This window comes from Actinacidiphila polyblastidii, assembly GCF_036353415.1.
Taxonomy (GTDB): domain Bacteria; phylum Actinomycetota; class Actinomycetes; order Streptomycetales; family Streptomycetaceae; genus Actinacidiphila; species Actinacidiphila polyblastidii.
This window is the reverse complement of the sequence record NZ_JAZEWV010000053.1, coordinates 1-24180: the sequence shown is the minus strand read 5'-3', so window position 1 is coordinate 24180 and position 24180 is coordinate 1. Positions and strand designations below refer to the sequence as shown.

Annotated in this window: 33 protein-coding genes; 3 read left to right on the top strand and 30 right to left on the bottom strand. The window is 70.9% G+C overall.

The features are described 5' to 3' along the window. Positions 1 to 8 precede the first annotated feature (8 nt). The 13 genes from V2S66_RS33040 to V2S66_RS32980 form a co-directional block, all read right to left on the bottom strand. The gene (locus V2S66_RS33040; protein WP_330800559.1) at positions 9 to 500 is read right to left on the bottom strand and encodes a hypothetical protein; all 492 of its coding nucleotides are present in this window, start codon (positions 498 to 500) and stop codon (positions 9 to 11) included. Positions 501 to 701: 201 nt separating this feature from the next. Beyond that, a complete protein-coding gene (locus V2S66_RS33035) occupies positions 702 to 1160 on the bottom strand; it encodes a hypothetical protein (RefSeq protein WP_330800557.1) in 459 nt (152 codons plus the stop codon). 10 nt (positions 1161 to 1170) lie between these two features. Further along, entirely contained in the window at positions 1171 to 2136 is a 966-nt protein-coding gene (locus tag V2S66_RS33030) for a phage tail tube protein (RefSeq protein WP_330800555.1), read from the bottom strand. 3 nt (positions 2137 to 2139) lie between these two features. Continuing rightward, complete coding sequence (locus tag V2S66_RS33025) at positions 2140 to 2412, bottom strand: hypothetical protein (protein ID WP_330800553.1); 273 nt, start codon at positions 2410 to 2412, stop codon at positions 2140 to 2142. A gap of 10 nt (positions 2413 to 2422) precedes the next feature. Beyond that, positions 2423 to 2896: a hypothetical protein gene (locus V2S66_RS33020; protein ID WP_330800551.1), complete on the bottom strand. Its 474-nt coding sequence runs from the start codon at positions 2894 to 2896 to the stop codon at positions 2423 to 2425. Then, on the bottom strand, positions 2893 to 3774 hold the full coding sequence (locus V2S66_RS33015) for a head-tail connector protein (RefSeq protein WP_330800549.1): 882 nt from the start codon (positions 3772 to 3774) through the stop codon (positions 2893 to 2895). Before V2S66_RS33015 ends, V2S66_RS33020 begins: the two co-directional genes overlap by 4 nt. Positions 3775 to 3792: 18 nt before the next feature. Further along, positions 3793 to 4263, bottom strand: a complete 471-nt coding sequence (locus V2S66_RS33010) for a hypothetical protein (protein ID WP_330800547.1) — start codon at positions 4261 to 4263, stop codon at positions 3793 to 3795. 72 nt (positions 4264 to 4335) lie between these two features. Beyond that, positions 4336 to 5799 carry a phage major capsid protein gene (locus V2S66_RS33005; RefSeq protein WP_330800545.1) on the bottom strand — a complete coding sequence of 488 codons (1464 nt, stop codon included), beginning with the start codon at positions 5797 to 5799 and terminating at the stop codon, positions 4336 to 4338. 120 nt (positions 5800 to 5919) lie between these two features. Then, entirely contained in the window at positions 5920 to 6627 is a 708-nt protein-coding gene (locus tag V2S66_RS33000; protein WP_330800543.1) for an HK97 family phage prohead protease, read from the bottom strand. Beyond that, positions 6620 to 7849, bottom strand: a complete 1230-nt coding sequence (locus V2S66_RS32995) for a phage portal protein (protein WP_330800541.1) — start codon at positions 7847 to 7849, stop codon at positions 6620 to 6622. The genes V2S66_RS33000 and V2S66_RS32995 overlap by 8 nt, the downstream gene beginning before the upstream one ends. Beyond that, a complete protein-coding gene (locus V2S66_RS32990; protein WP_330800539.1) occupies positions 7846 to 8028 on the bottom strand; it encodes a hypothetical protein in 183 nt (60 codons plus the stop codon). The genes V2S66_RS32995 and V2S66_RS32990 overlap by 4 nt, the downstream gene beginning before the upstream one ends. A gap of 9 nt (positions 8029 to 8037) precedes the next feature. Continuing rightward, positions 8038 to 9696, bottom strand: coding sequence for a terminase large subunit domain-containing protein (locus V2S66_RS32985; protein WP_330800537.1), 1659 nt, complete (start codon positions 9694 to 9696; stop codon positions 8038 to 8040). Then, the gene (locus tag V2S66_RS32980) at positions 9686 to 10165 is read right to left on the bottom strand and encodes a phage terminase small subunit P27 family (protein WP_330800535.1); all 480 of its coding nucleotides are present in this window, start codon (positions 10163 to 10165) and stop codon (positions 9686 to 9688) included. Before V2S66_RS32980 ends, V2S66_RS32985 begins: the two co-directional genes overlap by 11 nt. 189 nt (positions 10166 to 10354) lie before the next feature. Here V2S66_RS32980 and V2S66_RS32975 point away from each other — a divergent pair, with 189 nt between their 5' ends. Continuing rightward, positions 10355 to 10624, top strand: a complete 270-nt coding sequence (locus tag V2S66_RS32975; protein ID WP_330800534.1) for a hypothetical protein — start codon at positions 10355 to 10357, stop codon at positions 10622 to 10624. Here the strand turns inward: V2S66_RS32975 and V2S66_RS32970 are convergent. The 17 genes from V2S66_RS32970 to V2S66_RS32890 form a co-directional block, all read right to left on the bottom strand. Next, positions 10621 to 10968 carry an HNH endonuclease signature motif containing protein gene (locus V2S66_RS32970; RefSeq protein WP_330800532.1) on the bottom strand — a complete coding sequence of 116 codons (348 nt, stop codon included), beginning with the start codon at positions 10966 to 10968 and terminating at the stop codon, positions 10621 to 10623. The genes V2S66_RS32975 and V2S66_RS32970 overlap by 4 nt on opposite strands. Then, entirely contained in the window at positions 10962 to 11351 is a 390-nt protein-coding gene (locus V2S66_RS32965; RefSeq protein WP_330800531.1) for a hypothetical protein, read from the bottom strand. The genes V2S66_RS32970 and V2S66_RS32965 overlap by 7 nt, the downstream gene beginning before the upstream one ends. A gap of 115 nt (positions 11352 to 11466) precedes the next feature. Next, positions 11467 to 11652, bottom strand: a complete 186-nt coding sequence (locus V2S66_RS32960; protein WP_330800529.1) for a hypothetical protein — start codon at positions 11650 to 11652, stop codon at positions 11467 to 11469. A 183-nt stretch (positions 11653 to 11835) separates the two neighbouring features. Continuing rightward, entirely contained in the window at positions 11836 to 12486 is a 651-nt protein-coding gene (locus V2S66_RS32955) for a hypothetical protein (protein WP_330800528.1), read from the bottom strand. Further along, positions 12483 to 13028 (bottom strand): hypothetical protein, encoded by a 546-nt coding sequence (locus V2S66_RS32950; RefSeq protein ID WP_330800526.1) that lies wholly within the window; start codon positions 13026 to 13028, stop codon positions 12483 to 12485. Before V2S66_RS32950 ends, V2S66_RS32955 begins: the two co-directional genes overlap by 4 nt. Positions 13029 to 13039: 11 nt before the next feature. After that, positions 13040 to 13201 carry a hypothetical protein gene (locus V2S66_RS32945; protein WP_330800523.1) on the bottom strand — a complete coding sequence of 54 codons (162 nt, stop codon included), beginning with the start codon at positions 13199 to 13201 and terminating at the stop codon, positions 13040 to 13042. 163 nt (positions 13202 to 13364) lie between these two features. Beyond that, positions 13365 to 14471: a hypothetical protein gene (locus V2S66_RS32940; protein ID WP_330800521.1), complete on the bottom strand. Its 1107-nt coding sequence runs from the start codon at positions 14469 to 14471 to the stop codon at positions 13365 to 13367. Continuing rightward, complete coding sequence (locus V2S66_RS32935) at positions 14468 to 15148, bottom strand: DUF6907 domain-containing protein (protein ID WP_330800519.1); 681 nt, start codon at positions 15146 to 15148, stop codon at positions 14468 to 14470. The genes V2S66_RS32940 and V2S66_RS32935 overlap by 4 nt, the downstream gene beginning before the upstream one ends. A gap of 17 nt (positions 15149 to 15165) precedes the next feature. Then, positions 15166 to 15333, bottom strand: a complete 168-nt coding sequence (locus V2S66_RS32930) for a hypothetical protein (protein ID WP_330800517.1) — start codon at positions 15331 to 15333, stop codon at positions 15166 to 15168. A gap of 100 nt (positions 15334 to 15433) precedes the next feature. Next, positions 15434 to 15661: a helix-turn-helix domain-containing protein gene (locus V2S66_RS32925; RefSeq protein WP_330800516.1), complete on the bottom strand. Its 228-nt coding sequence runs from the start codon at positions 15659 to 15661 to the stop codon at positions 15434 to 15436. Between the two features lie 50 nt (positions 15662 to 15711). Next, a complete protein-coding gene (locus tag V2S66_RS32920) occupies positions 15712 to 16329 on the bottom strand; it encodes a zinc finger domain-containing protein (RefSeq protein ID WP_330800514.1) in 618 nt (205 codons plus the stop codon). Next, a complete protein-coding gene (locus V2S66_RS32915) occupies positions 16326 to 17003 on the bottom strand; it encodes a GNAT family N-acetyltransferase (RefSeq protein ID WP_330800512.1) in 678 nt (225 codons plus the stop codon). The genes V2S66_RS32920 and V2S66_RS32915 overlap by 4 nt, the downstream gene beginning before the upstream one ends. A gap of 5 nt (positions 17004 to 17008) precedes the next feature. Continuing rightward, positions 17009 to 19621 carry a DUF3987 domain-containing protein gene (locus V2S66_RS32910; protein ID WP_330800511.1) on the bottom strand — a complete coding sequence of 871 codons (2613 nt, stop codon included), beginning with the start codon at positions 19619 to 19621 and terminating at the stop codon, positions 17009 to 17011. Beyond that, positions 19618 to 19944 (bottom strand): hypothetical protein, encoded by a 327-nt coding sequence (locus V2S66_RS32905; protein ID WP_330800510.1) that lies wholly within the window; start codon positions 19942 to 19944, stop codon positions 19618 to 19620. The genes V2S66_RS32910 and V2S66_RS32905 overlap by 4 nt, the downstream gene beginning before the upstream one ends. A gap of 94 nt (positions 19945 to 20038) precedes the next feature. Continuing rightward, positions 20039 to 20356 (bottom strand): hypothetical protein, encoded by a 318-nt coding sequence (locus tag V2S66_RS32900; RefSeq protein WP_330800509.1) that lies wholly within the window; start codon positions 20354 to 20356, stop codon positions 20039 to 20041. Next, on the bottom strand, positions 20353 to 21234 hold the full coding sequence (locus V2S66_RS32895; protein ID WP_330800507.1) for a hypothetical protein: 882 nt from the start codon (positions 21232 to 21234) through the stop codon (positions 20353 to 20355). Before V2S66_RS32895 ends, V2S66_RS32900 begins: the two co-directional genes overlap by 4 nt. A 16-nt stretch (positions 21235 to 21250) precedes the next feature. After that, positions 21251 to 21553 (bottom strand): DNA-binding protein, encoded by a 303-nt coding sequence (locus V2S66_RS32890; RefSeq protein WP_330800505.1) that lies wholly within the window; start codon positions 21551 to 21553, stop codon positions 21251 to 21253. Positions 21554 to 21597: 44 nt separating this feature from the next. Here V2S66_RS32890 and V2S66_RS32885 point away from each other — a divergent pair, with 44 nt between their 5' ends. Both V2S66_RS32885 and V2S66_RS32880 read left to right on the top strand, forming a co-directional pair. Further along, positions 21598 to 22293, top strand: coding sequence for a helix-turn-helix domain-containing protein (locus tag V2S66_RS32885; protein ID WP_330800503.1), 696 nt, complete (start codon positions 21598 to 21600; stop codon positions 22291 to 22293). A 17-nt stretch (positions 22294 to 22310) separates the two neighbouring features. Next, entirely contained in the window at positions 22311 to 23885 is a 1575-nt protein-coding gene (locus V2S66_RS32880; RefSeq protein WP_330800501.1) for a site-specific integrase, read from the top strand. The last annotated feature ends 295 nt before the right edge of the window (positions 23886 to 24180 follow it).

The following is a 24180-nucleotide window of genomic DNA, read 5'->3' as shown; positions in this document are numbered from 1 at the left end:
GTGTCGCGTCAGTTTCGGGTGGCCTTCGCCCAGGCGGCGGTCCAGACGGCGCCCATCTTCGGTTCGGCCCTGCGCAGGCCGGGCCGGAAGTACGGGTACTGGGCTTCCAGGCGCTTCTTGTAGAGGTTGCGGACGCCCTTGCCGACGCCGACGCCGCCCTGGAAGCCGCCGCCCGGGATGGGCTTGGGCCGCCGGACGCCGCCGACACCCTTGGACAGCTCCCCGGTCAGCCGGCCGGGCCCGCTGGACTTGGTGACGTGGTGCGGGGACAGGTTGAGGTTCACCGCGGCGCCGGTGCGGCTGGACGCCCCGCGGTGATCCCACCGGGGGCGGCCGCGCAGCCCGGAGCGGATCGACTTCTTCGCCAGCGCCTGGGTGGCCTTCAGGGCCTTCAGGGTGGCGAGGTCGATCTCGCGGTTCATGCGGGTCAAGCTGGCCTCGGCCTCCCGCACGCCCTTGATGCGCACGCCGATGCCGCCGGCGCCGGTGACGCTACCCATGCTTGGCCTCCCGCTTCTGGATGTTGCTGCGGGCCTTGACCACGGTGTCGTCTACGGCCAGGAGCCAGTCCAGGCCCGTCGCCGACTCGTCTTCCAGCTCCGACGGGAGCTTCTTCAGCAGCGTGCACAGCCGCCAGGTCCGCAGCTCTTCGGCCGGCAGGTCCGCCGTGTCGTACTCGAACAGCCCCTCCAGCTGGCCCCTCAGTCGCTGGAGGGCTCGGTAGGGGACGCCGGGTCCGGGGTCGGCTCGAAGTTCGGGTTCATCGCGTTCTGCCAGGGCCCGACGGCCTTCCGCAGCGCGTCCAGGGCGGGGCCGGGCAGGTCCAGGACCGCGTCGGTGGTGACGCCGCCCTCCCAGGACCAGCCGCGGACAACCGCGACGACCAGGGCGTCCTGCAGCTCTTCCAGAGCGTCGAAGGCGTCGCCCATGCCGGCCGCCAGCGCCAGCTGGTCAGCCGCCGACAGCTCCGCGCCGCCCTTGGTGGTCTCACTGGCGTCCTTCACCGCATCCATGAACGCCGGGTAGGAAGTCAGCTTCGCGGTCAGCCGCTTGATGGGGCGCCGCATCCGCTCGGTGATGTCGGAGACCGGGCGGAGATCCGCCCAGCCCCCGGGGAGTTCTACGCGGTGGGCCTGGGTGGGGTCGAGGGTGGTGGCCACGGAGCCGTCCTTACTTGTAGATGCCGGAGGCGACGGCGTTCTGCAGCGTCACCTTGATCGGGGAGTATCCGCCGGACGTCCCGACGTCGGTGGTGTTCGCCAGCGCGTCGTAGTCGACGGACAGTTCGATGTAGTCCTTGCCGCGGCTGATCTCGGCGTTGGTGAACGCAGCCTTGGTCATGTGCAGCTTGACCTGCACCGCGGCGGCGGCCGCGCCCTGGGCGTAGTTGATGTCGAGGCTGGGCTTGGCGTTGGTGAGGTAGTTCGTCAGCTGGGTGTCGTCCTCCATCACCAGCGTCAGCTTCCCCGACGCCTCGACAGGACCGGCCCACAGCGCGTAGGGCGCCTGGGTGCCGTCGGCGGTCTGCACCACGGTGATCGGCCGCTTGATCGTGCACTCGCCGTCGACGACGAACGCGGAAGCGACGCCGCCGATGGCGACCGCGCCGACCCAGCCGGGCAGCGGCTGCACGGCGGTGTAGGACGGCGTGGGCTTGGTGGTGGTCGCCGACGCCAGCGAGGTGGCCTTCGCGGAGTAGGTCAGCAGCCCGTCGCCGGAGAACTTGATCCCCAGCTCGGAGAAGCGCAGGCCCGGGAACTGACGGGTGTTGATCGTGTAGTAGTCCGACAGCGTGTAGGACGGGGGCTGCCCGGTGCCGCTGTTGAGGACCGCGGCGTTGTGCGTGTACGGCGCACTGGCCCCGGATGACGCGAGGTCGCCGAGGACGCCGGTGACCATCCAGCCCAGGGTGTCGGGGAAGACGTCGCCGTCGAAGCCGTACTCGGCCCAGATCGGGCCGGAGATCCGGTCGTAGGTGGAGACCATCGAGCCGCGCATGCCCTGGTCGTCCAGGAGTGTCAGCTTGTCCGACGGGGACATCGTCTTGACCGGGATGAACGCGGTCGCGGCGACCGGGGTGCCGGGGGTCGTCTCCTTGGCGATGCCGAGGAACGACTGGAACGTGGGCTGGGGCATCGGTCAGTCCTCCTTCTGGGCGTCGTCCGCGGGCGGCTGCTCGTCGACGGCCGGGGGCGGGGTGGGCTTCTTCTTGGTGGGCTCCCAGCGGCCGTCGTCCGGCACCCAGCGGGCGCCCTCGGGCTGCTGCAGCGGCGGCTCGTCGTCGGCCGGCGCCGGGGGGCGGGCGTCGAACTCCGCGACGGTGGCGGGCCCGTCCTCGTCGGCGGGCTTGGCCTCGACGCCCAGGCCGGGGTAGTAGCGGGCGTCGTCGCCCGTGTAGATGTACGCAGGCACGGGGCCCTCCTTAGATGCGGGCGTAGCACTCGATGGGCACGGTGGTGACGGTCTGGAAGCCCTTGTGCTGCTCGTCCCAGTCGCCTTCGGTCTCCGAGGTGACGGGCCGGGCGGTGGTGACGGCGCCACCGAGCGTCGGGTCGGCGCGGACGATCGCGCACACGGCGTTGAGCAGGTCGAAGGACCGCTCGAAGGTCTGCTGGGCGCTGTCGCCGCCGCGGTAGACATCGAGGGTGACGGTGATGCTGTACCGCTCGTCGAGCCACCCGGCGCCGCCGCCGCCGACCATGGAGTTCACGCCGATGTCGCGGCTGACCTTGCCGACGGCCACGATGTCGTCCGGCTGGCTCGGGCCGGGGATGTCGTAGCAGACCAGCAGCGAGGACTTCAGCGCGTCCGGGTCGGCGGTGATCTGCGCGGTGAACTGGTCGAAGAGGTAGCGGCGCGCGGCGGGCGCGGTACTGACCGGGATCGGCGTGCTCATGCGATCCCCGGCTCTCGCTTGGCGGGTTTCCACAGCTCCAGCACCCGGTTGGGCAGGGCGAACCCGGACGGGACCGCGCCTGCGCCGCTGTCGAGGTCGGCGCCGCCGAACTGCGGCCGGCCGCCTTGCTGGGTGAGCTGCCACAGGTGCCGGATCAGCTCCAGCGCGCCCAGCCGCACCGCCCACGGGGAGACGCCGCCGCGGCCGGCGGTGTAGACGACGCACACGTTCTTGATCCCATAGGGAAAGGGCACGGCGTCGCCGACTGCGCGCCGGGTGATCTGCCCGGTGTCGACGTCGACGGTGTAGCCGTAGGCGTCGGTGGAGGTGCCGAGCGGCTGCTCGGTCAGCGGCCAGGAGGTGGCGGCGATGTACTCGGTGACGGACTGCACGGAGCCCAGCGGCAGCCAGTCCAGGGTCAGCGTGCGCGATCCGCCGTTGTGCCACTCGGTGTGGGTCTCGGGCAGGATCGGCCCGACTACGTTCCGGGTCAGGTCGCCGGCCGCCAGGATGAACCCCTGCAGCTCGTCGTCCTGGCGGGAGTCGTTGATGTTCAGGTGGGCTTTGACCGAGGCGAGGTCGACGACCTGCTCGATGCCGGGCGGCCGGACCTGGAACTGGCCCTCGTCGGCCCAGTTCACCCCAGCTGCGGTGGCAGTCCACCGGTAGCGCCAGACCCCCGGTGCGGCAACCGCGGGCACCACGGCGGTGTAGAGGCCGCCGCCGCCATCTGCGGCCGCGGGGGTGGTGGTGGCGCCGGTCGGGTCGGTGACGGCCACCGATACGGCGAGCGTGCCGGTGGCCGGCGCCCCGGTGGCGTCCAGGGCGGTGGTCCGCAGGCCCACGTCCTGCCCGGTGACGTACACGAGAGCGCCCACGGCGCCACCCCCTCTCGATCAGGTCTGCGCGGGCGGCTTGGGCGCCGCGGCGTTGCGCTTCCCGGTGGACCGGCCACGGGCCGGCTTGTCGTCCTCGGCGTCGCTGAGGTGCTCGCGCAGGCGCTTCTGCTCGTCGCGCTGCCGCAGCTCGTTGGCCGCGGCCAGCGCCCGGCCGCGGGCCTCAGCCAGTGCGACGCGCGCGCCCGGGTCGTCCGGGTCCTGGTCGGCGGCCTCGTCGGCTTCCAGCGCGGTACGGATGACGCGGGCGGACACCGCGGCGTCGCCCGCGCGCCCGTCCTGTCCCTGGTCGGCCAGGTCCCTGGACTCCGCGTCCAGGCGGTCGGCGTCCTCGGCCAGTTCGCCGCGCCGACGCTCGATCTCGTTCTTGATGTCGGCGATGGCGTCCTTGCGGGTCTCGCGCCGGGGCCCGTTCTGGGCGTTGTCCAGCTCGGCCCGCAGGCCGCGCAGTTCCGCGATGCGGTCGTGCATGGTGATGTCCTTCCGGACGAAGAGGGGCCGGCCCGCCGCACCCTCGAACGGCGGGCCGGGGCTGGGGTCGGCTCAGAAGCCGGACGGGGCGATCAGGCCGGTGCCGCTGATGACCGAGATGGTCTCCGGGCGCCGGTCGGGCATGAACGCGGCGTAGTTGTAGACCTGGAAGCGGACCTGCAGCGTGCCGGAGAGGATCTCGGTGAGCACGCGGGTGCGCATCGAGCCCTCCCACAGGTACAGGTCGGAGGTGCGCATCGTGGCGATGCGGTCCTCGTTCGTGCCCGCGCCCAGGTTCTGCGGGATGTTCCCGTCGGCCAGCAGCGGGAAGTTCAGCATCCTGCCGACCGGGCCCTCGACGTCGCCGCCGGTCTGCAGCGCCAGCGGGTTGAAGGGGCTCTGCGTCTCCGGGAGGATGAACGGCCGGTTCTGGGAGTCCAGCTGGGAGGCCATCCAGAACCACCGCGCCGGGGTGAGGAACACGGCGGACGGCATCATCTTGCGCTTGCGGGCCGACTGGGACAGCGCCTGCATCGACGGCAGGTACAGCTCCGGCAGCGTCGGCGACGCGTCCGTGTAGGTGATCGCGTTGATTCCCGAGACGTTCAGGATGCCCTTGAGCTGGCCGGAGGTGCCGGAACCGTTCCAGCACTGGGCGTCCAGCAGCTGGTTGTAGTCCGCGATCAGGTCGGCGAAGACGATCTCGTCGAACCCGACCGGGGACTGGTCGAGCAGCTGCAGCGCGGTGTCCTGCTGCCCAGCGATCGTGCGCACCGGCGCGGTGACGAACGTGTCCGTCAGGTCCTGGGAGGTGACCGCTCCGGCGTCGGCGGTCTGCACGCCCGTCGCGGTGCCCGTGGCCACCTTCGGCACGTTGATCGAGTCGGTGCCGGAGGGCAGCGCCATGTTCCGCACGGTGTTGGCGAGCGTCCGGCCGAACCGCGGCAGGTCCACGTACTCGTCGATCAGCCACAGCGGCGGCACGAAATACCCGCCCTGGCCGTCGGTCCTGTTCGGGTTGACGCGCTTCTCGAACATCGTGCCGCGGCCGCCGCTGCGCACGTCTCGGTCCAGCTTGTCGCGGTCGCGCTCGGCTGCGGCCTGGCGGGCGCGCTCCCGCTTGGGGAACTCGACGTCCATCTCGGCGCCGTGCCGCTGCAGGCGCTTCACCGCGTCGCCCACGCCGCCGTCGCCGTCGCCGCGGTTGAGCTGCATCCGCGCCAGGTCGAGGAAGTACGAGTGGCCGGAGCCCTCCTGGTAGGTCAGCGGCTCGGAGCGGACCTCGATCTCCGGCTTGAGGTCGTAGCGCTTCCGGGTGGCCTCCGCGGCCTCGTCGGCGCGGATCTGCTCGTCCAGCTCTGCGATCCGCGCGTCGATGGCGCGGATCTGGTCCTCGCCCGCCTTGAACCGGGTCTGCTCGTCGTCGTTGAGCGCAGTGCGCTTCTCGGTCTGTGCGGTGTCCAGGATCGCGTCGACAGCCTTGCGCTGCTCGGCACGCTTCTCCTGAAGGCTCATGATCATTGCCCGCTTGTCCACGGGAGCCTCCTTGCTGGGATGGGGATGGGCGTGCCTGACGTGCTCGGGTGGTGGCCCGGGTGGTGCCCCCGTGGGGGTCCGGCGCGGGCTCCGGCGCAAGGCTGGTCAGGCGGGGTGCTGCTACAGGGCCAGCGCGCGGGCGCGCGCCAGGTACAGGTCCAGGCCCCCGGCGTCGCCGGCCGGGTCCTCGGGGGTCTCGGTGAAGCGCGCGGCCAGGCGCTCGTACAGGGCGCGCTGCTCGTCCTCGGGCAGGCGGGCGGCAGCCGCCGCCAGGTCCCGGGAGTTGAGCTGGGCGCCGGCCGTCGCCGGGTTCGCGCCGTAGTTGACCACCGACACGTCGCCCTTGGACAGGTTGACCTCGATGACGTCCAGCTGCTCGTAGTCCGGCGACCACTGCTGGCGGGTGATCCAGAACCCGAAGGACATCTCGTCGACGTCGCCGCGGTCCATCGCCGACCGCAGCGCGACCACGTGCGGGCTGCCCGGGTCCAGGCGGGCCTCGACATGCAGGCCGGTGTCGTCCTCGGCGAGCGCCATCGTGCCGGACTTGGTGCGGGCCAGCGTGAGGCCGCCGTGGTTGACCAGGAACGGCACGTCGGCGTCCTCGGACAGTGTCTTCTTGAAGGCGCCGGAGCGGATGACCTCGGTGTAGGAGCCCAGCCAGTCCGACATCTCGTAGCCGGTGTCGGTCACCGAGGCGTAGCCGGTGAAGGTCAGCGCTTCCCCGCCGGTCCCGTCGGGCTTCGCGTGCAGCTCGACGTCCCGGAAGGGCGTCGCGCGGCGCTGGATCGTGGTGGGCCGCTCGGCCCTGGCGGACAGATCAGGCATCGGGCCCTCCCTTGGGCGGCGGGTCTCCGGCGCCGGGCTCGCCGCCGGTGTCGGTGTGGGCGCTGTTCAGCGGCGCGAAGATGTTGTCGCCGCCCTCGACCGGCGGCCGGTTCTCGTCAGCCCGCAGCTCGTTGACGGTCGCCACGCTCGCCGTGCGGGCCTGGACCGCGGCGGCCATCCGGCCGGCGGTGTCGGTGCGCAGCAGCTTCTTGGTGTCGAAGACCGCGGATTGCCCGCGCGGCAGCATCCCCGTCCAGGCGTCCTCGAACATGCACAGCCAGTCGTCCATCGTGAACGCCAGGAAACCGAGGGTCTGCTGCTCGATGCCGGTCCCCCACGACGTGGTCCGGTCGACCTGCCCGAGCATGTGCGGCGGGACGCCGTAGAGCATCGCGGCGTCCAGGTTGGCCGCGGCCCGGGTGCCGAGGAACTGGGCGTCCTCGGGCGCCACGGAGATGGGCTTCCACTTCGCGCCGCCGGACAGGATCCCGGACGCGTGGGCGTTCTTCAGGCCGGAGTGCGAGGCTTCCCAGGCTTCCTTCATCCGTCGGGCGCCGGCCTTGTCGAGGTCGGCGTCGACCTCGATCACGCCGGTCAGGTGCGCGCCGTCGCCGAACCAGCGGGCGCCGAACTCCTCAGCGGCCAGGCCCAGGCCGATGGCCTGGCGGGCGTAGGCGATCGGCGACATTCCGGTGAGCGCGCCCGGCATCGACATGCCCATCACGTGCACCATGTCGACGGTGTCGATGCGGACGCGGTTCACGTCGTAGACCCGGGCGCCGGTCTCCTTGTCGTAGTCGACCTTCACGCTGGCCGGGTGGCACACGGCCAGCCGGGTCGGGCGGAACAGCCAGTCGCGGGCGGTGACGACCGCGTAGCCGTTGCCGTCCAGCGCGGTGGAGACGACCAGTTGCTTCTTGCCGTCGCGCCGGGTGGGCCAGGCCGCCGTCGAGGCGCCGCCGAACGGGTCGACGACGATGGACGGCTGCTGGTCGGTCTTGACCCGGATCCCGTCGCGCTGCTGCATCGCGTACATCGGCAAGCCGGCCAGGGTGTTGGCCAGTATCCGCACCGAGGCGTAGACCGAGATCAGCTTCATCGCGCTCTGGTCGTTGATCGGGACGCCGGAGGCGGTCATGTGCGCCAGGGAGCCGTTGGTGGGGATCGAGCTGTCGCCGAACTCCCGGCCGGCCGCGCGCACCGCGCGCCGCAGAAGGCTCACCGGTCCATCACCCACCCGACGAACAGCAGCATCGCGCCGAGCACCGCCAGGCCCGCGATGGGCTGGATCCACCAGGCGGCCCCGTCCAGGCAGCCCAGACCGGCCACGTCGGCCAGGTCGGTGGCCAGCCGCCGCGGCGCCTTCGGCCGGTGGAGCTTGGGCAGCTTCAGCTTGCGCACGGGCACCTCCTACAGATCGTCCCAGCTGAAGAACTGGGGCGTGGGCTGGCGTTCGGGCGGGGTGCAGGCGCGGTCCAGGGCGATGATCGCGGTGACCGCGATGTCGATCTTTCGCGGGCTGCCCTTGGTCTCCTTGTAGATCATGAAGCCCTTGGGGGTGTTCTTCACGAACGCGTTCCCCAGGTGCCGGGCCATCCGCGGATCCCCGGAGTGCGTGACCGCCCGGTTCATGACGGCCTCGTAGAACCGCTGGGTCGCGGGCACCATCCGCTGCGGAGACTGCGGGTACTCCACGACCGGCAGGCCCTCGGCCTCCAGCAGCTGATAGGTGCGCGCCCAGCGGGCCGGGTCGCACACGATCTCCCGCACGCTCCAGCGCCGGCACGCCGCGCGGATCGCGTCCTCCACTTCGAGGATGGGCACCGCCCAGTCGGGGTCGGCGTCCTTCGGCCGCTCCCAGACCTGCACGACGTCGATGTGCGGCAGGCGCAGCCCGGCGTTCAGCTCGGCCGCCAGGCGCGCGCGCTCGTCCTCGTCGAGGTCGGCGTGCTCGGGGGCGTCCGGGTCGAAGTTCAGCGGCTCGCCCGGCCGCACGACCGACAGCGCGGTGCTGTCGTTGTTGAAGCTGCCGTCGAAACCGAGGCAGACCTCGACGCCGTCGGGGATCTCCTGCTCGGCGTCCTCGCACTTGTCCCACGCGCCGTCCGGCAGCCACACCTTGGCCTGCGTCACCCAGATGTTCAGCCGCTTCGTCTTGAAGTCCGGCTCGCTGATCTTCCGGGTGACCGCGGCCATCTTCTCCGGGTCGAGGAAGTCGCCGTAGGCCGGGTTCGCCTGCTCCCACACCCGGCGGTCCAGGTAGTTGAATCCGCGGGCCCGGTCGTTGGTCTCGTAGATCCGCGCCCCGTACCGCGGGTCGTCGACCTCCCCGGAGATGACGCGCTTGGCGTACTGGTACTGCTGGTAGCAGATCGTGTCCTCGCCGTCGGTCTGCGTCTTCTTCCCGAACGTCGAGATGCCGATGACCAAGGGCTGGGCCCGGGTGTCGGAGCCCTGGTTCATCACGTTCCACAGCTCGTCGGTGGGCTGCGCGTGCAGCTCGTCGAAGAGCACCCGGGAGGGGTTGAGCCCCTCCTTCGTGAACGCCTCGCTGCTCAACGCCCGGTAGACCGAGCCGGCCGCCGGGTATTCGATCGCGTCCCGGTAGACCTTGAGCAAGCCGCCCTGCTTCGCGTCCAGCTCGGGCGACATCTCCACCGCGGCGCGGACCTCGCCGAAGATGAGCTTCGCCTGATCCTTGTCGGCCGCGCAGGAGTAGACCTCTGCACCCGGCTCGTCGAGGATCCCGTCGATCGCCAGGCCCGCACCGAGCAGCGACTTGGAGTTCTTCCGCGGCACCAGCAGCAGGTACGTCCAGTACATCCGCTGCCGGGTCCCCGGGACCAGGCGCAGGATGTCGCAGATCAGGTCCGCCTGCCACAGGCGCAGCCGCACCAACTGGCCCCGCTGCACGCCCTTCGTCAGCCGCAGGTAGTTTTCGATCAGCTGGCACGCGAAGATGCCGTCGGTGTTGTCCTCGTTCCACCGCGAGGACTCCGGCGTCCACAGAGCCGGGCCGTGCGGCAGTTGGCGGGGGAACCGCGGCGGCGGCGCTGGCCTACGCGCCACCGCTGCGCTCCTGCCGCTGCGCCAACAACTTCTCCAGGTTGGACTGCTTCTTCACCTCGGCCACGCCCAGGCGCGTGCGGTCCGCCGGCGTCAGGCCGAGCGAGGACAGCAGCTTCGCCAGCTCCGTCTCCAGCGTGGAGAGCATCCCGACCAGCGGGTTCGCGTAGGCGTACCCCTTCTCGGTGTAGAGCACCGGGTCGGAGGACTCCAGCCGGACCATGAAGTCCTGCCGGCGGTCGAACTTCTCGCACAGCATGACCAGCGTCGGACGGTCGGACTCCGCCAGCCACTTCGCCTGGTCGGTGACCAGCTCCCACACGGCCTTCCCGGCCGGGCCGAGCTGGGCGGGCGCGTCGTCGGCGACCGGCGGCAGGGGCACGACGTTCGAGACGTCGGGCAGGGCCCGCTTCCCGGGGTTACCGAGGAGGCGCTTACGTTCCGTAGGGGTGGGCGGTCGACCAACTGGCATGGAACACACCCCCTTCTCAGACCCCCCGGGGTCGAATTTCGCGGCTGTGTGTGGGGGCTTGGGGGCCGGGTCCCCAAAGGATCATGCTCCCGAGATCGACCCACCCCCCGGGGTGCTCGTGCCTGCCTCACGCTGGGTGATGCCGTTGGTCTTCTCACACGCAGCGTGTGCAGTGGCTACCGTGCTGCTGTGGCTGCCACTGGGGTGGCCGTGGGGGTGTTGACCGTGGGCATGGTGGCCGATAACGCAATCTTGCAGCAGGCGAAGAAGGCGCAGGGAGAGACGAACGTCCGCCTTGATGCGCTGCTCGCCGAGCAGCAGAAGACGAACGCTCTGCTGGGGCAGCTCGTGCAGTTGCTGGCCGCCCAGCAGCAGGGCCGGCCTCCTGTGCCGCAGCAGTGGCAGCAGCCTGTGCAGCCGCCGCGTGGCCCGGTGTCGTGGGGTACGCAGCAGGGCTAACGGTTGGCGTGCTTCCTGCTGTTGCACGCACGGCACAGCACCTGCACGTTGGCGGGTTCGTCGCTGCCGCCGTTGACCTTGGCTACCTTGTGGTCGCCGGTGAGGTCGGTGGCGTGGTGGGGCAGGACGCCCCAGCCTGGGCACCAGTCGCCGTATTCGGCACGGTGGGCGGAAACGGCTGCGGCCGCAGTGCGCCGCCAGGCGGATCCGTAGCCGCGTTGGGTGGCGGATCCGCGCTGCTGGTTCTGCCGGGCCTGCCATGCTGCCTGGTGGACGTCGCACCGGCTCGGGTTGCGGGTGAGGGTTCCGCAGTCGAGGCAGGGCCGTTGCCGGCGGGTCACCATCCGGGGGGCAACTCGGGTTGCTCGGGTTCGGTGTCTGTTTCGGGGAGCGGTTCGGGGGTGCAGTCGCATCCGGTGCATCCGGCTTGGTGGATGCGGGCCGCGGTGTCGCGGTCGATCGCGTGCTTGGCGCAGGCGTGGACGACGTTGGTGGAGTCCGCGTGGTCGGAGAGCGGCCCGAACTCGGGGCGGGCAGGGAGCGGGACGGGCGTGGGGCTGTCCTTGACGCTGGCGACGAGTTGGTCGTGGGCGGTTAGGACTTCGCTGCGCCGGGCCTGTTCCTTGGCCTGCTCGTCGGTGATCTCGTCGGGGGTGAGGCGGCGCTGCCAGTGCACGACGGCGGGGTCACCGCAGGTGCCGCAGGCGGGGCCGATGGGGGTGGTCATCTCGCCTCCGGTGGGAATGGCGAAGGCCCCGGCTCGGGGAGCGCGGGGCCTTGTCGTCTGGGTCCGGGCATGCCGGATCTGTTTGGTTGAGTGTTACAGCAGGTCAGGGCGGAGGTCAAGTGCCGTTGATGTTGGCGACTTCGGCGAGGTCGACGAGGGTGCGGCCGGCGTGGTCGTGGCCGTGGTGGGTGAGGCGTCCGCGGGTGAGCCAGACGCGGATGGTGCCGGGCCGGATGCCGGTGGCGATCGATGCGGCGTAGGTGTCGACGAGGGTCGGCGCCGGGGCGGTGATGGTGCTCATGTCCCCAGTGTGGATCAGTGCCGCTCGGCGCGGACGGGGTTGCCGTCCGCGCCGTCGCGGTTCAGCGGTTGCCGCTCTGGCAGCCGTGTCCGATGGGCATGTGGCCGCCGCACTTCGAGCAGTAGACGGTGATCCACTGGCCGTCGTTGGCGGGCGCAGCGAGGCGAGTGAGCATGCGGCGGATCATCGGCGGGCCTCCTGGTGGATCGCGGGGCCGTGGCGGGTGATCCAGCCCCCTTCTCCGATGTGCTCTTGCGTGATGTTGGTGTTGTTGTTGGAGCGTTGACCTGCGGCAACAACGCCAACAGGGGTCGGGTCGGAAGCGGGGGAGTGGACCGGCGGCAGGTCGGTGTGGTGGATGCCGGTAGTGACGGCGGGGGTGGCGCCGGGCACGCGGACGCCCTTGCGGATCCGGATGCCGGCCGCTTCGCAGAGCGCGGTGACGTCGGCCGCGGTCCACTCGCGGTCGGTCTCCAGGGCGAGCTGTCGGCGGAGTTCGACGAGGTGGACGTTGCGGCCGCCCGCGACGTCGTGCACGAGCTCGGCGAACGCGGCGAGGTCGAGGGGCTCTTCCTCTTCGTCCTCGGGCTCGTCGTCCTCCTGGTCGTCCTCGTCGGCGGGCCCGGCCGCGGCGTTGGCGGCCGCGAGCCAGGCGAGGCCGGCGGCGGGCGCGAGCCAGGGGTGCAGAGCGACGGCGCAGGCCGCGAGCGAGCCGACGAGAGCGGCGATGAACCAGCGCGCGAGGGTCTCGCGCCACTCCCCCGCGGTCGCCAGGCCGCGCAAGATGATGCCGGTTCCCTTGGCCAGGCGGCTCAGCGCCTGCTGCCCGGTCATCGGGTCATCCCGGTGTACCAGGAGCCCAGGAAGTTCACGGCGGACGCCAGCGGGACGGCGGCGATTCCGGCGACGCCGGCCGAGGTCCCGATCAGCATGCCGGCCGTGGTGCCGCACAGGCTGTACAGGCGCGGCATCCGCTTGGACCACACGTGGTGGCCGATGACCAGTGCGGTCCAGATCCCGAGGACGCAGTACCCGCCAGAGGAGAGGACGACGGGGGTTGCGCGGGCGACGTCCGGCGACGAGCCGCCGATCCCCCACACGAGGTAGGCGTACCCGATGCCCTTGCCGCCCCACAGGCCGAGCTTGCCGATGGTGCCCAGGACGCTGATGGACGGGGACGCGAGGATGACGAGGATGCCGTAGCAAAGCGCGAGGGCAAACGGCACGAGCGTGCTGAGCTTGCGGCCGCCGGCGCCGTCCTCGCCCTTCTTGCCGCCGCTCTTGTGCCACCAGCGTTGCAGGACGAGGGCGATGATGATCGTTCCGACGGTGACGCAGCTCAGGCTCACGACGGGATTGCCGAGATTGAGATTCACGGGTGTTGTCCTCAGTGGATGATGACGGCGCCGACCGCGCCGAGGGCGATGACCAGGGCGCTGGTGGCCATGACCGGGCCGAGGGCGCGTCGCTCGACGGCGAGCAGCCACAGTGCGGCGGTGACCATGGCGGTGAGGAAGAAGGCCAAGGCGAAGGTGGTGGTCGTGACCACGGGTGCTCCCTGATCGGGGTGGTGTGGTCGCGCGCGGGTCTGCTCGCCGGGTCTGCGCTGCTGCGCTCGCCGGGTCTGCTCGCCGGTCTGCGGGCTGCTCGGGCAGCCTCGGCCGTCGCCGCGCGGCGGGGGGGCGCGGCGGCGACCGGGACGGCCCGGCGGGTCAGTCCGTGGGCGGCTCGTCGTCCTCGGCGACCAGCAGCGCGCCCCACGTCCGGCGCACCCGCTCCTCGCTGCCGATGAATCCCTCGGCCCGGAAGGCGGTCTTGGCCTGCCGGTAGCTCATCGGCGGGTCGTCGTGGTGGCGCAGCCAGCGCAGGACGACGGCGAGTTGGTCGTCGTCGAGCGCGACGCCGGGCACCGGTGCCGGGACGTCTGCGACGGCGGCGAGGTCGGTGAGCGTCACGCCTGCCGGGACGGGTGTCCCGGCTGGCGTCCCGGTGGGTGTTCCGGTGTCGGGCTCTGCGGTGTTGGCCTGCGTGACGGCGGGCGTGCCGGGTGTCCCGGCGTCCGTCCCGTCGGACGGTTCGGCAGGAGGTTCGGGGGCTGTTTCCAGTGCGGCCGGGACGGTGTCGGGACGGGTGAGCGTCCCGGCCGTCCCAAGCGTCCCGGCGGGTGTCTCGGACGTGGCGAACATGGCGGCGAGGGCCGCGTCGGCTCCCTCGGCCAGGCGCTCTCGCTGCACGTGCAGCAGCTGGTCGTCGAGCGCGACGTCCCCGACGCCGATGCGGGCGGCGAGGTGCCAGGCGCGGCGTTCGGCGATCCAGCGCACCGCGCCGTCCGGGTGGCTCTGGGCGCGGGCCCGTTGCACGGCCAGGCGTCGGACGGCAGCCGCGCCGCGCCGGCGCGCTTCCAGGTCAACGCCGGAGACGCGGACGACGATCCGCCGGGCGAGCAGGCCAGCGCCTTCGGCTGCGGTGCACATCGCCATCGGGGTCACGGCGTAGACCACGGTCGCGGTGACGCCGTGCGCGGCCACCGCGCCGACGGCGGCCGCGACCGCGGGCAGCGCCCACAGGCCGAGCCGGACCGCGGACGGCGCGGACTGGCCGAGCATCGTGAGCCCCACGTAGACCAGGGCGAGGATCAGCGTCGCGCCCTCGCCGGCCGCGACGGCGCCGAGCGCGGTCGAACCGGGGAAGACAGTGGTGAGGTTGCCGTAGGTGCCGCAGGCACCGAGCGCGCCGACGCCGATCATCGCGGCGCCGGCGACACCGAGGGTGATGGCCTGTGCCTTGGTGAGCGGGCGTCCGGTCGGGGTGGCGTTCACTGGCCCTCGCCTGCCTCGGCGTCGGTGGCCAGCCCCTGCCACACCGCGTAGGTGACCGGGGTCGCCTCGGTGCGGCGCCGGATGTACCGGGCGTCGTGGTCGTTGATCCGCTGGACGCCGTCGCCGAGGATCGAGTGCAGCGTCGAGTAGATGGCGCTGCGCCGGTCCTCCATCAGTCGCTGAAAGGCGCGCTCGTCGCTGGCGGCGAGGCCGGGCAGGGGCACGTCCAGGGCGTCATGGATGGCGGTCAGCAGGTCGAGGACATCGCTGCTCAAGGTGGGCGCGTCGGCGCGCAGCTGGCGGCTGGCGTCGATGCCCTTCCCGGCGACGTCGGAGAGTTCGGCCGCGAGGCGCCGGGCGGCGTACCGCACCTTGTGGACGCCCTGGGCAAGTTGGTCGGCGAGCGACTCGAGGCCGGCGACGTCGAGGTCCCAGCCTTCGCCGTCGGCGAGGCACGCCGACATGTGGACGGCCGTGCCGACGGGCAGTTCGGTGAAGGGATACTGCGTCAGCCGCAGCGACAGGACTTCGGCCGGCCCGCGCGGGGAGTCGACGCGGATCTCGATGTCGGGGCCGAAGTGGGAGATGTCGATGTCGAAGACCTGCGGCGCGCCGTGGTCGGTGGTGCACCACGCGGGTTCGTCGACGGTGACGGGGCCGAGATTGCCAGTCTGCACCGTGACGGTGCGGGGCGTCATCGGACGCCGCCGACGGGGCGGATGCTGCCGGTGACGCCGGCCGGGGTCGCGGTGATGCGGACGGTGCGGCCGCCGTGGCGGCGGATGACGCCTGCGGCGACGAGGCGCCGCTCGGTGGCGGGCGCGCGGTCAATAAGTACGCGCGCAATGGAATACTGCGGCATAGCCGACTCCTGCTGAGATCAGGTGTTCGGTGAGGAGGTCGGGCGGTGCGCGCGCCTCGGGTGTTCCACCACCCGGGAGCTACCGTCCGGCCTCCGTTGTCTATTCGGTTGTGTCCGCCGGGGCGGACCGATGCTTCTTGATCGCCTTGCTGACAGCGGTCTGGCTGCGGCCGAGTTCCTTGGCGACCGCGTACACGCTGCCCAGCTCGGCGACTCCGTCGAGTAGGGCGTCTGCGCGGCGCTTGGCCGACTGCGACATCTGGTTGCGGAGCTGTTCCACCAGCTCCTCTTCAGCGTGCACTCGGTCGCGCCAGGGGCTCGCTTCCATCGCGCCTACGGTACCCAACCCTGGGGCCGTGCACAACCCTACCCCCGGAGTCATGACGCCTTGCCCAGGTCACGCTGGGCGAGTCGCAACGCCGACCACACGCCGGGCGGGTACGTCGCCTCGCACCACGCGCAGCGGATCACCTGCTGCCCACGCGGCAGCCGCAGCGGGGCACCGCAGAGCACCCCGTCGTGCTTGGCCGGGCACGGCCCCATCCGCCGTGGCAGATCAGGGAGACGGAGCACCTGGCGGACATCGTCGAAGAGGTCGCGCACCTCCTCAGCGAACGCCCCGGCCGCCGGCCACTCCGCAGCGATCCACGCCGCGCTCGCCCGCAGCGCGATGCACGCCCCGAGTATCCGCTCATCCTCACTGCCCAGTCCGAACCCGGTGTGCTGCATGGGCCAGCCGGAGTCTTCCGCGAGGACGCGGTGCCAGGACGGCAGGATGTTGAAGCCCCAGCGGATAGCCATGGGCGTCAGGTCCGGTGTCGGGGAGAACGCGGGTCGGCTGCCGCGCCGGGTCGCCTCGAGCGCCCGCCCGCGGACGCCGAGGCCGGCCACGTCGTCGAACATCTCCGGCAGTCGCTCCAGGCGGTCGGCGGTGTCCAACTCGCAGGCCGGGCACAGGTAGCCGGCGGTCGGCTCGTCGCACATCTCGCAGTTCACCGGTGGTCCTCCCTGTTGTCCACAGTCGTAGAGCTGCTGACCTGCGGGTTGGGGATTGTGGGCCGGGTTTTTGTCCGGCCGAAGGTCAGGTCGCCGCAGTGCATCGCCGCGACACCAGCGATCATCCGGGCCGAGGTCTTGGTGACGAGATTGCGGTAGCAGGGCCTGCACGGCCGCCGAGGGTCGCCGCGCCGCTTTCCCCGGTGGGGGCAGTGCCAGCCCACGGCGTCCTCCAGGGCCGCCAGTTCCGCTTCGGCTTCCTCCATCTGCTCCGGCGTCGACCAGGCGGTACTGAGACCGAGCTTCTCCGCGAGGGCCTGCCCGCCCGGGCTCAGCGGCCCTTTCAGCTGCATCGGTTCGGGGCAGGTCGCGGCGAGGTCGGAGAGCACGCCCGTGGCGATCCCGCGGCTGCGGTGGGCGGGCGTGACGTAGATCAGCTCAACGGATCGGCGGCCGCAGTCGATGGCGACGAAGCCGATGGGGTCGTCATCGACGCCGAGGATGACGGTGCGCAGCCATCCGGCCAGCGGGAAGCCCTGGGCGTGGTGTCCGGTGCGCTCCAGCTCCTCGAGGAGGTAGCCCTGATGCATAGCGGTCAGCGCAGCGATGTGATCGGCGGAGCGGGGGTCGAAGACGGTCGCCTTCAGGAGGCCGTCAACCTGGGTTTCTGTCATTTCTGTCAGGCACTCCTTAGGCGTGTTTCTTCTACTTCTTTCTTCTTCCAGGAGGAATCCCAGACGAGGGGATGGGGAGCGAACCGGGGACTGGGTGCCCGGCCGCGCTGTCCCTCGGGGCGCTCCGGCGCTGGCAGCGGGACGGCCCAGCCCTTGTCGACGAGTACGTCGATCGCGTCTCGGACCGTCTCCGAGGTCACGCCGTCGGGGCCCCAGGAGTTGCCGTCGACGCCGCGCTGGGCGTCCCGGACGGTGAAGGGCTCGCTGCGCTGGTCGTCCTTGCGGCGGCGCAGCCACTCGAGGACGTCCCGGGCCGGCATGAGCTTGGCGTCCCGGTTGGCGCCCATCAGGTCCAGGCAGAGCCGGGCGTGGGTGATGAAGTACGGGGCCATGGCGAGCGCGTCCCGCAGTCGTGCGGCCTCGACGTGCGCGGCTGTCGGGTCCTCGTACAGCGTGATGAGCGCGGCGATCCGCGCGAGCTTGCCCGGCAGCTTGCTGGCCCAGGAGGCGATGGGGTGGAGGTCTCCGCCGCGGCGGAGTCGCCCCTGCATCTGCTCCTGGAAGAGGTACATCTCCTCGCTGGCCTCGTCGGTGAAGGTGATCGTCCGGGTCATGGAGTTTTTCCACAGCCCGTGGACAAGTGCGCCGAGTCGCGCGCGGAGGTCGTCGACGAGCTCGGCCGGGATCGCCGTGGATCCGCGGGGATCCTGGTAGCCGAGACGGGAGGCGGGGAAGCCGTACAGGAAGCGCTGCACGAAGCCGTTGTGCAGCATCTCGTCGTCCTTCTTGCGGCCGAGCTGCTCGAGGATGATCGGCTGGACAAGCAGGCCGATCGTCAGGTGCGCGGTCTCCATCTCGATGGAGTCCCGGCCTACGCGGTCGACCGGCATGGCCTTGCCGTCGTAGGCGTCGAGGGCGAAGCCGGTGTCCGAGGCGCCGCTGTTGTAGAGGCCGCCCATCTGCTTGATCAGCGTGCCCTCGGAGTGGATGACGCCCATGCGGCCGCCCTGCTGGGCGGCCTTGACCGGCATGGCAGCCGGAGTGATGTCGCCGAAGAGCAGCCGGGGCAGTGCGGGCACGGGGTCCATCTCCCGGATCTCCTGCTTGGCGAGCTTGGCCTCGTCCATGCGGAGCGCCCGGTGATCCGGCTTCGCCTTGATCGCTGCCTTCTCCGCGTCGTCGAGGCGGGCCTGGGCAATCTTCAACAGCTGCTCGGCGTCCTCGATCTCGGGGATCGCGCTCGCCTGCAGCTGCCGCTCGAGGCCGCGCAAGGCGTCGCTGAACGGAGCTTCGGCTGCGCTCTTCCTCTCGCCGGCCCCGGCGACCGTGGCGGTCCACAGCGTGGGCGCCTCGGACCAGCCCGGACGGACGCGCACTTGCACGCGGCCACCCACGGCCACGCCGATGCTGGCGAGCGCGATCATCGCGGGAATGTCCACAGCGACCTGTACCTGCGCGGAGACGGCCTCGACGACGGGCGCCAGGGTCGGGCCGAGCAGCGCGACTGGGAACGGTGCCAGGGTCGGGCGATCGATCGAGAGAGGCTCCTCCCACTCGTCTTCCGCCTCTAGAGACTGCCTGACAGAAATGACGGAACTGCGGTCGTGAGCGGCCTCCTCGACGGCCCACATGTCCTCGGGCGGAGCTGCTGACGCGCGGGCGGCCGGGGCTGCGTCAGCGTCTCGGCGGGACGTCGGCGGCCAAGGGTGGCGGGGCTTCGCCATGCCAGAGCGCAGCCCAGACTCGATGGTGGGGCGGGCGCGGCCTTCCGGGTGGTTCCCGGCGCGGGCCGCGGACAGCAGCGCCTCGCGGGCCTCGGACTCGGTGAGCGCGCCGGCACCGACGAGCGTGCCGACGTTGAAGGCCGCGGTGTTGATCGCGTTGTTCTGCGTGCCGTCGGGGGCGCTGGTGATGGCGTCGCATTCGGCCTGCAGCGCCTTGCGGGTGTAGACATCGTGCCGGTCCGCGGGGATGACGACCGTGCCGACTGGGCCCGGCCCTGGCGCCCGGCGCTCCAGGGCCTCGATGAGCCAGGCCGGGGCCACGACGGGCGGCTGCTCCGGGTTGTCCAGGGTGTAGACGACGCCGGTGGCGTGCACCGAGCCGGGACCGATGACGTAGGCGTTCCCCGCCCGAACATCGCCGTCGAACTTCCCCTTCAGCGCGCCGAGGCTGTTGCCGAGCCGGACGCCGGCGGGCGCCCAGTAGTAGTCGTGGTGTCCCTTGCTGGTGAGCACCCGCATGGTGGGGGTGTGCTGGTGCCCCAGCTCCTCGGCGACGTTCTCCAGAGCGTGGGGCCGGTCGCTGTCCATGACCAGGAGCCGCGCGCCGTCCGGGCCCGCGCAGGCACCCACGGACACCCCGACGTTGTGCAGCTCGCCGCCGAAGGCCCGGCGCGCCGCCGCCTCGTCGAGGGTGTGGCGGGTGGTGTGCGGCACGCTGGGGTGCTTGCCGCGGTCGATGCAGGTGGCCTTGTCGTGGCCGCGGCCGATGCCGGTGCAGTGCTCGGTGCCCGGGTGGTCAGCGGGGAAGACGGCGAAGCCGCGCCGGATGAGCCACAGGGCTCCGTCCAGCGGCGAGTCGATCGTCTCGACGACCTGCTCGTCGACCTCCGTCACTGCTGCACCTCCGGGAAGTAGTACGCGCCGGTGGGGCGGCCCACGCAGCGGGAGCGGCGCGGGCAGAGCCGGGGCCGGTCGGGGTGGCCGGCGGGGTGGATGTGCTGGTAGTCGCAGAACGGGCAGTCGACGGCGAGCAGCACGAGCGGGCGCTGCTGCCGGTCGAGACGGTCCGGACTGCGGGTGATGACGAGGCGGGCGCTGGCGGCCCGGAGGCCCTGCGGGGCGCGCTCGGGCGCAGGCCCGGCGGTCGGCTCGTGGCTCTTGGCCTCTTCCGCGGTGCTGGGGAAGAGGGGGAGCGTCCCCGCGGTGGTGCTCTTCACGCTCGGTGGCTCTTTTCTGTCCGCGCGGATTGGTGGGCAGGGTGGTGCGCGCGGGGCCCGGCGCCGTGTGGCTGGCCGGGCCCCGCGCGAGCCGTTATCCGGTGGCGAGGGGACGAGCGCGCGCGAGCGCGGCGGCGAGCGCGGAGCGGGTGCCGGTGACGCCGCCGATGTCGCTGCCGACGATCTCGATCTCAGCGGCCGCGCGCAGCGCGCCCGCGATCTTGTCGGCGTTGTGCGGCGTGCAGTACCGGGCGTCGCCGATGTCGAGGCGCACGACCGTGCCCTCGGGGGCGGGCAGGATCCCGCCGTACTCGCTCAGCGGGGCCGGGGTAGCGACGTTGCCGCCGTCCGACGGCAGCGCGATCGACAGGACGGTGCGGACGGTCGGGCCGCCCGGGCGGAGGCTGCTCACTGCCCATCCTGAGCGGCGAGCACGTCGCGCATGGCGCGGAGCCGGGGCAGGAACTCCTCAAGGTCGACGATCAGATTGGTCGCGCCTGCGGCGTCCAGCTCGCCCTCCGAGTACGGCTCGGTGTAGACGGACAGCCGCGTCGGCCCCTCGGGGGCGCCGCCCCACATTGGGGTATGGAGGTACGCCTTGATGATCGCGCCACGCTCGTCCGCGCAGGTGATGGCTTCGGCGTCGGCGCAGTCGGTCGGCGGCACGTAGGCGGCGGTCTCCGCCTTCTCCTGCTCGATGAGGTCGAGGAACTGGCGGGCGGCGGCGGCCGGGTCGCCGGACTCGTTGATGATGCGGTCGATCTCCGCCATGCTGGCGGCCTGCTCAGGCGTCGCGTCGGCCGGGACAGGGGTGTGCATGGCCGTTGCGGCTTCGCCGTTTTCACTGCTGGCGGGCGGCTGCCGGCGGGTCCACCGCCGCGTCTCGATCGCCTCCTGGAACAGCGCCCGCAGTGCTTCGGTGATCTCCTCCGGCGAGTGGCTGAAGTCGATCGCCAGGTCCAGCACGGTGGCCGTGTCGCGGAGCGCGGCCGGGGTGTCGCCATCGAGGCGCAGCGAGCGGACGCGGACGGCCGGCGCGGATTCGAAGAACGCCAGGATGCTGCGGCCGTAGATGACGCTGGCGAGGGCGCGGACCACGGCGCGCGTCGTCTGCTCGGGGTCGAACACGATCCGCACGGTGTCGCCGTCCTGCTCGTGCAGGATGTCGGCGCCGGGGGCGAGCGTCCGCTCGTCGACGACGACGCGGGTGATCGGCTGCGGGGTGGCGCTGTGGGGGCGCTGGTCTTCGTCGGGCGTCGCCGTTGACGCCTCGGGCTTTACCATCGTCATGAGCGGTACCTGGTCTCTACTTGCTGGTGGAAGCGCTGGCGTGCTGCTCGGCAAGCGGCGTCGAGGTGGCAGCCTCGGCGCCGTTGCTCTTGGTCTCGTGGATCCCAAGGAAGGTGAGCAGGTCGCTCCGACGGGCGCGCAACTGGCGGCCCACGCGGAAGCATGGGATCGGGAGCGCGTCTTCGCGGGCGAGCTGATAGGTGGCGGTGCGCCCGATCTGAAGCGCCTCGCCGAGAGTGGGCCAGACGTCGAAGGTGACAGGCAGGTCCAGCGCCTCGGCGGCGCGGAGGCCGCGACTTCGCGTGGCACGTTGGGTCATTTTGGAGCAACTCCTTGCCATCTTCGAGCCGATTCGGCTCGGGGATGGCTGAACAGTACGGCACGGGTCGACACGGTGCAACCCTTGCCGTACCTTGGGTCGACATGGAGCAACCGGACTGGACGGCACGCGTTGGCACAACGATCGCCGGGGAGATCCGTCGATATCGCCTTTCAAGCGGGATGAGCGCTCAACAGCTCTCGGACGTCTGCGCCATGCTCGGAGCGCCGATTCCCCGCACGGTGATTTCCAACATTGAGAATGGAAGGCGGACCAATGTGTCTGTAGCCGAGGTAATCACTCTTGCAGCGGCTCTGGCGGTCCCCCCTATCGTGCTGATCTACCCAGCTGGGTTCACCGAAAAGGTTGAATTTATGCCGGATCGGGAAATCGATCCGTTGCGGGCGATCAGGTGGTTCTCCGGAGAAGCAGCGTTCGATAAAAAATCGGCGATGGATCAAACACCTCGTGACGAGTGGGCCCTTACGCTCGTTCGCAAGCATTGGTACCTTGAGAACAGAATCAGTGGTATCTATAGGGGACTTTTCGAGGACGAGATTTCTCATGAGCCAGTCGGCCCTGAGGCTGATGTGGCCCGCGAGCACGCGCTACGACTCACCGGAGAGCTGAAAGCTCTACGCCAAGAGATGGTGCGGCGTGGACTCACGCCACCGAAGACATACCTTCAGCTCGATGACATCCCGCTTCCGTCGCGCGGAGAAGACAATCCTCCCTTTTGAACGTTGGAGAGTGACCTATGCCTACATCACGCCGCGGGGGTGGAGTCTCAAAGCGCTGCGAGTGCCGCGGCGCGGACGGCAAGCTGCTCGGCAACGCCTGCGCGCAGCTAGCCAAGAAGAACCACGGTGCGCCCTACATCCGCCAAGAGCTGCCGACCGATGAGAACGGCCAGCGCCGACAGTTCCGCCGCACCGGATACGCCAAGGTCACGGACGCACAGACCGACCTCGATCGCGTCCGCGCAATCCTCGACCTGGCCGGAGACGACGAAGACGCCGGCCGCCGGGTCGGCGACCTCCTTCAGAGCGTCATGAACAAGCGCGCAGCCATCCCCGACGCAGTCGAGGTGAAGCGGAAACTCGGTGTCGGCGTTCCCCTCGACGGTGCGATGACGGTGGGGGACTGGCTCGACACCTGGCGGGCCTCCAAGAAGACCCGCGACACCACCAACGCCGGCTACGACTCCCACATCCGGGTCCACCTCAAGCCGCACCTCGCACACCACCGGCTCGACAGGCTCGGCGTCGCCCCCGTGCAGGTCATGTTCGACGCGATCGACGAACAGAACGAGACCATCGCAGCGGAGAACACCGCGCGGCGCGAGCAGGAAGCCCGCTGCAAGCGGTCCAGGCCCGGTGTCCCACGTGCCTTCGAACGGCAGCAGATAGCGGAGCGGATCGCCGAGGAGAAGGCCAAGCTGGCCAGGATGAAGCCCTACCGGCGAATCACAGGCCCCGCGACCAAGCAGCGCATCCGCTCGACGCTCCGAGCCGCGCTCAACGCCGCCATCGCCCGGCAGCTCATCACCTTCAACGCGGCCGAACACGTCGAGCTGGCCTCCGGCCGGCGGCCGAAGCCGATGCTCTGGACCGCGGCGCACGTCGCCAGGTGGCGTGAGACCGGCGAGAAGCCCTCTGCGGTGATGGTGTGGACGCCTGTGCAGATCGGTGCGTTCCTCGACGCAGCTCAGGACAACCGGCTGTACGCCTTCTTCCACCTGATCGCCTTCCGCGGCCTGCGTCGCGGCGAGGGCGTCGGGCAGGACTGGACGGGCGTGGACCTCGAGGGCGGGCTGCTGACCATCGCCCATGAGATCGTCGTTGGTGCTGACGGCTGGACGCCAGTGGAGACGATCCCGAAGACCGATGGTTCGGCCGCCACGATCGCCCTGGACTCCGCCACCGTCGAGGTGCTGCGCGAGCACCAGGCGCAGCAGAAGGCCGAGCGGGACGCTCGCCTCATAGCGGGGAAGCTATGGCAGGACACCGGCAAGGTGTTTGTCGAGGAGGACGGCAGCTGGCTTCACCCGGACCTGGTCTCCAAGGAGTTCCGCAGGATCTACGAGTCGGCTGGCCTGCCGCCGATCAACCTGCGCGATCTACGGCACTGCGCGGCGACGCTGATCCACGCGGGCGGCGGAGACCTGCACGCCATCAAGGAGACGCTCCGGCACTCCACGATCGTGCTGGCCTCCGACACGTACACGTCGCTGCTGCCGGAGGTCGACCGGGAGATTGCGGAGAAGGCGGCCGCCGTCGTGCCTCGCGCCAGGAAGCCGGCAACCGCGGATGCACCGAAGGCCGCCGGGTGACGGCGGGCAGCGCTATGCTGAGGGGACGTTGAAGGACGTGTCGGAAGGGCTCTTGACCTGCGGGTCGGGAGCCCTTTCTGCTGGCCCCCTGCTGGCCCGAACGCTACGCAACTGCCTACTTCTAGACAGCATCACTCGGCATAGAGCGTCATTAGGCTCCCCGCATCGAGCTGCACAATTAAGCAGTCGACGGCATCGAACGGCACGACGCGGAACTAGGCGATAGCCGACGCTATAGGTGCGGCGGAGACTTTTAATCCATTGGTTGTGGGTTCGAGTCCCACACGGCCTACCG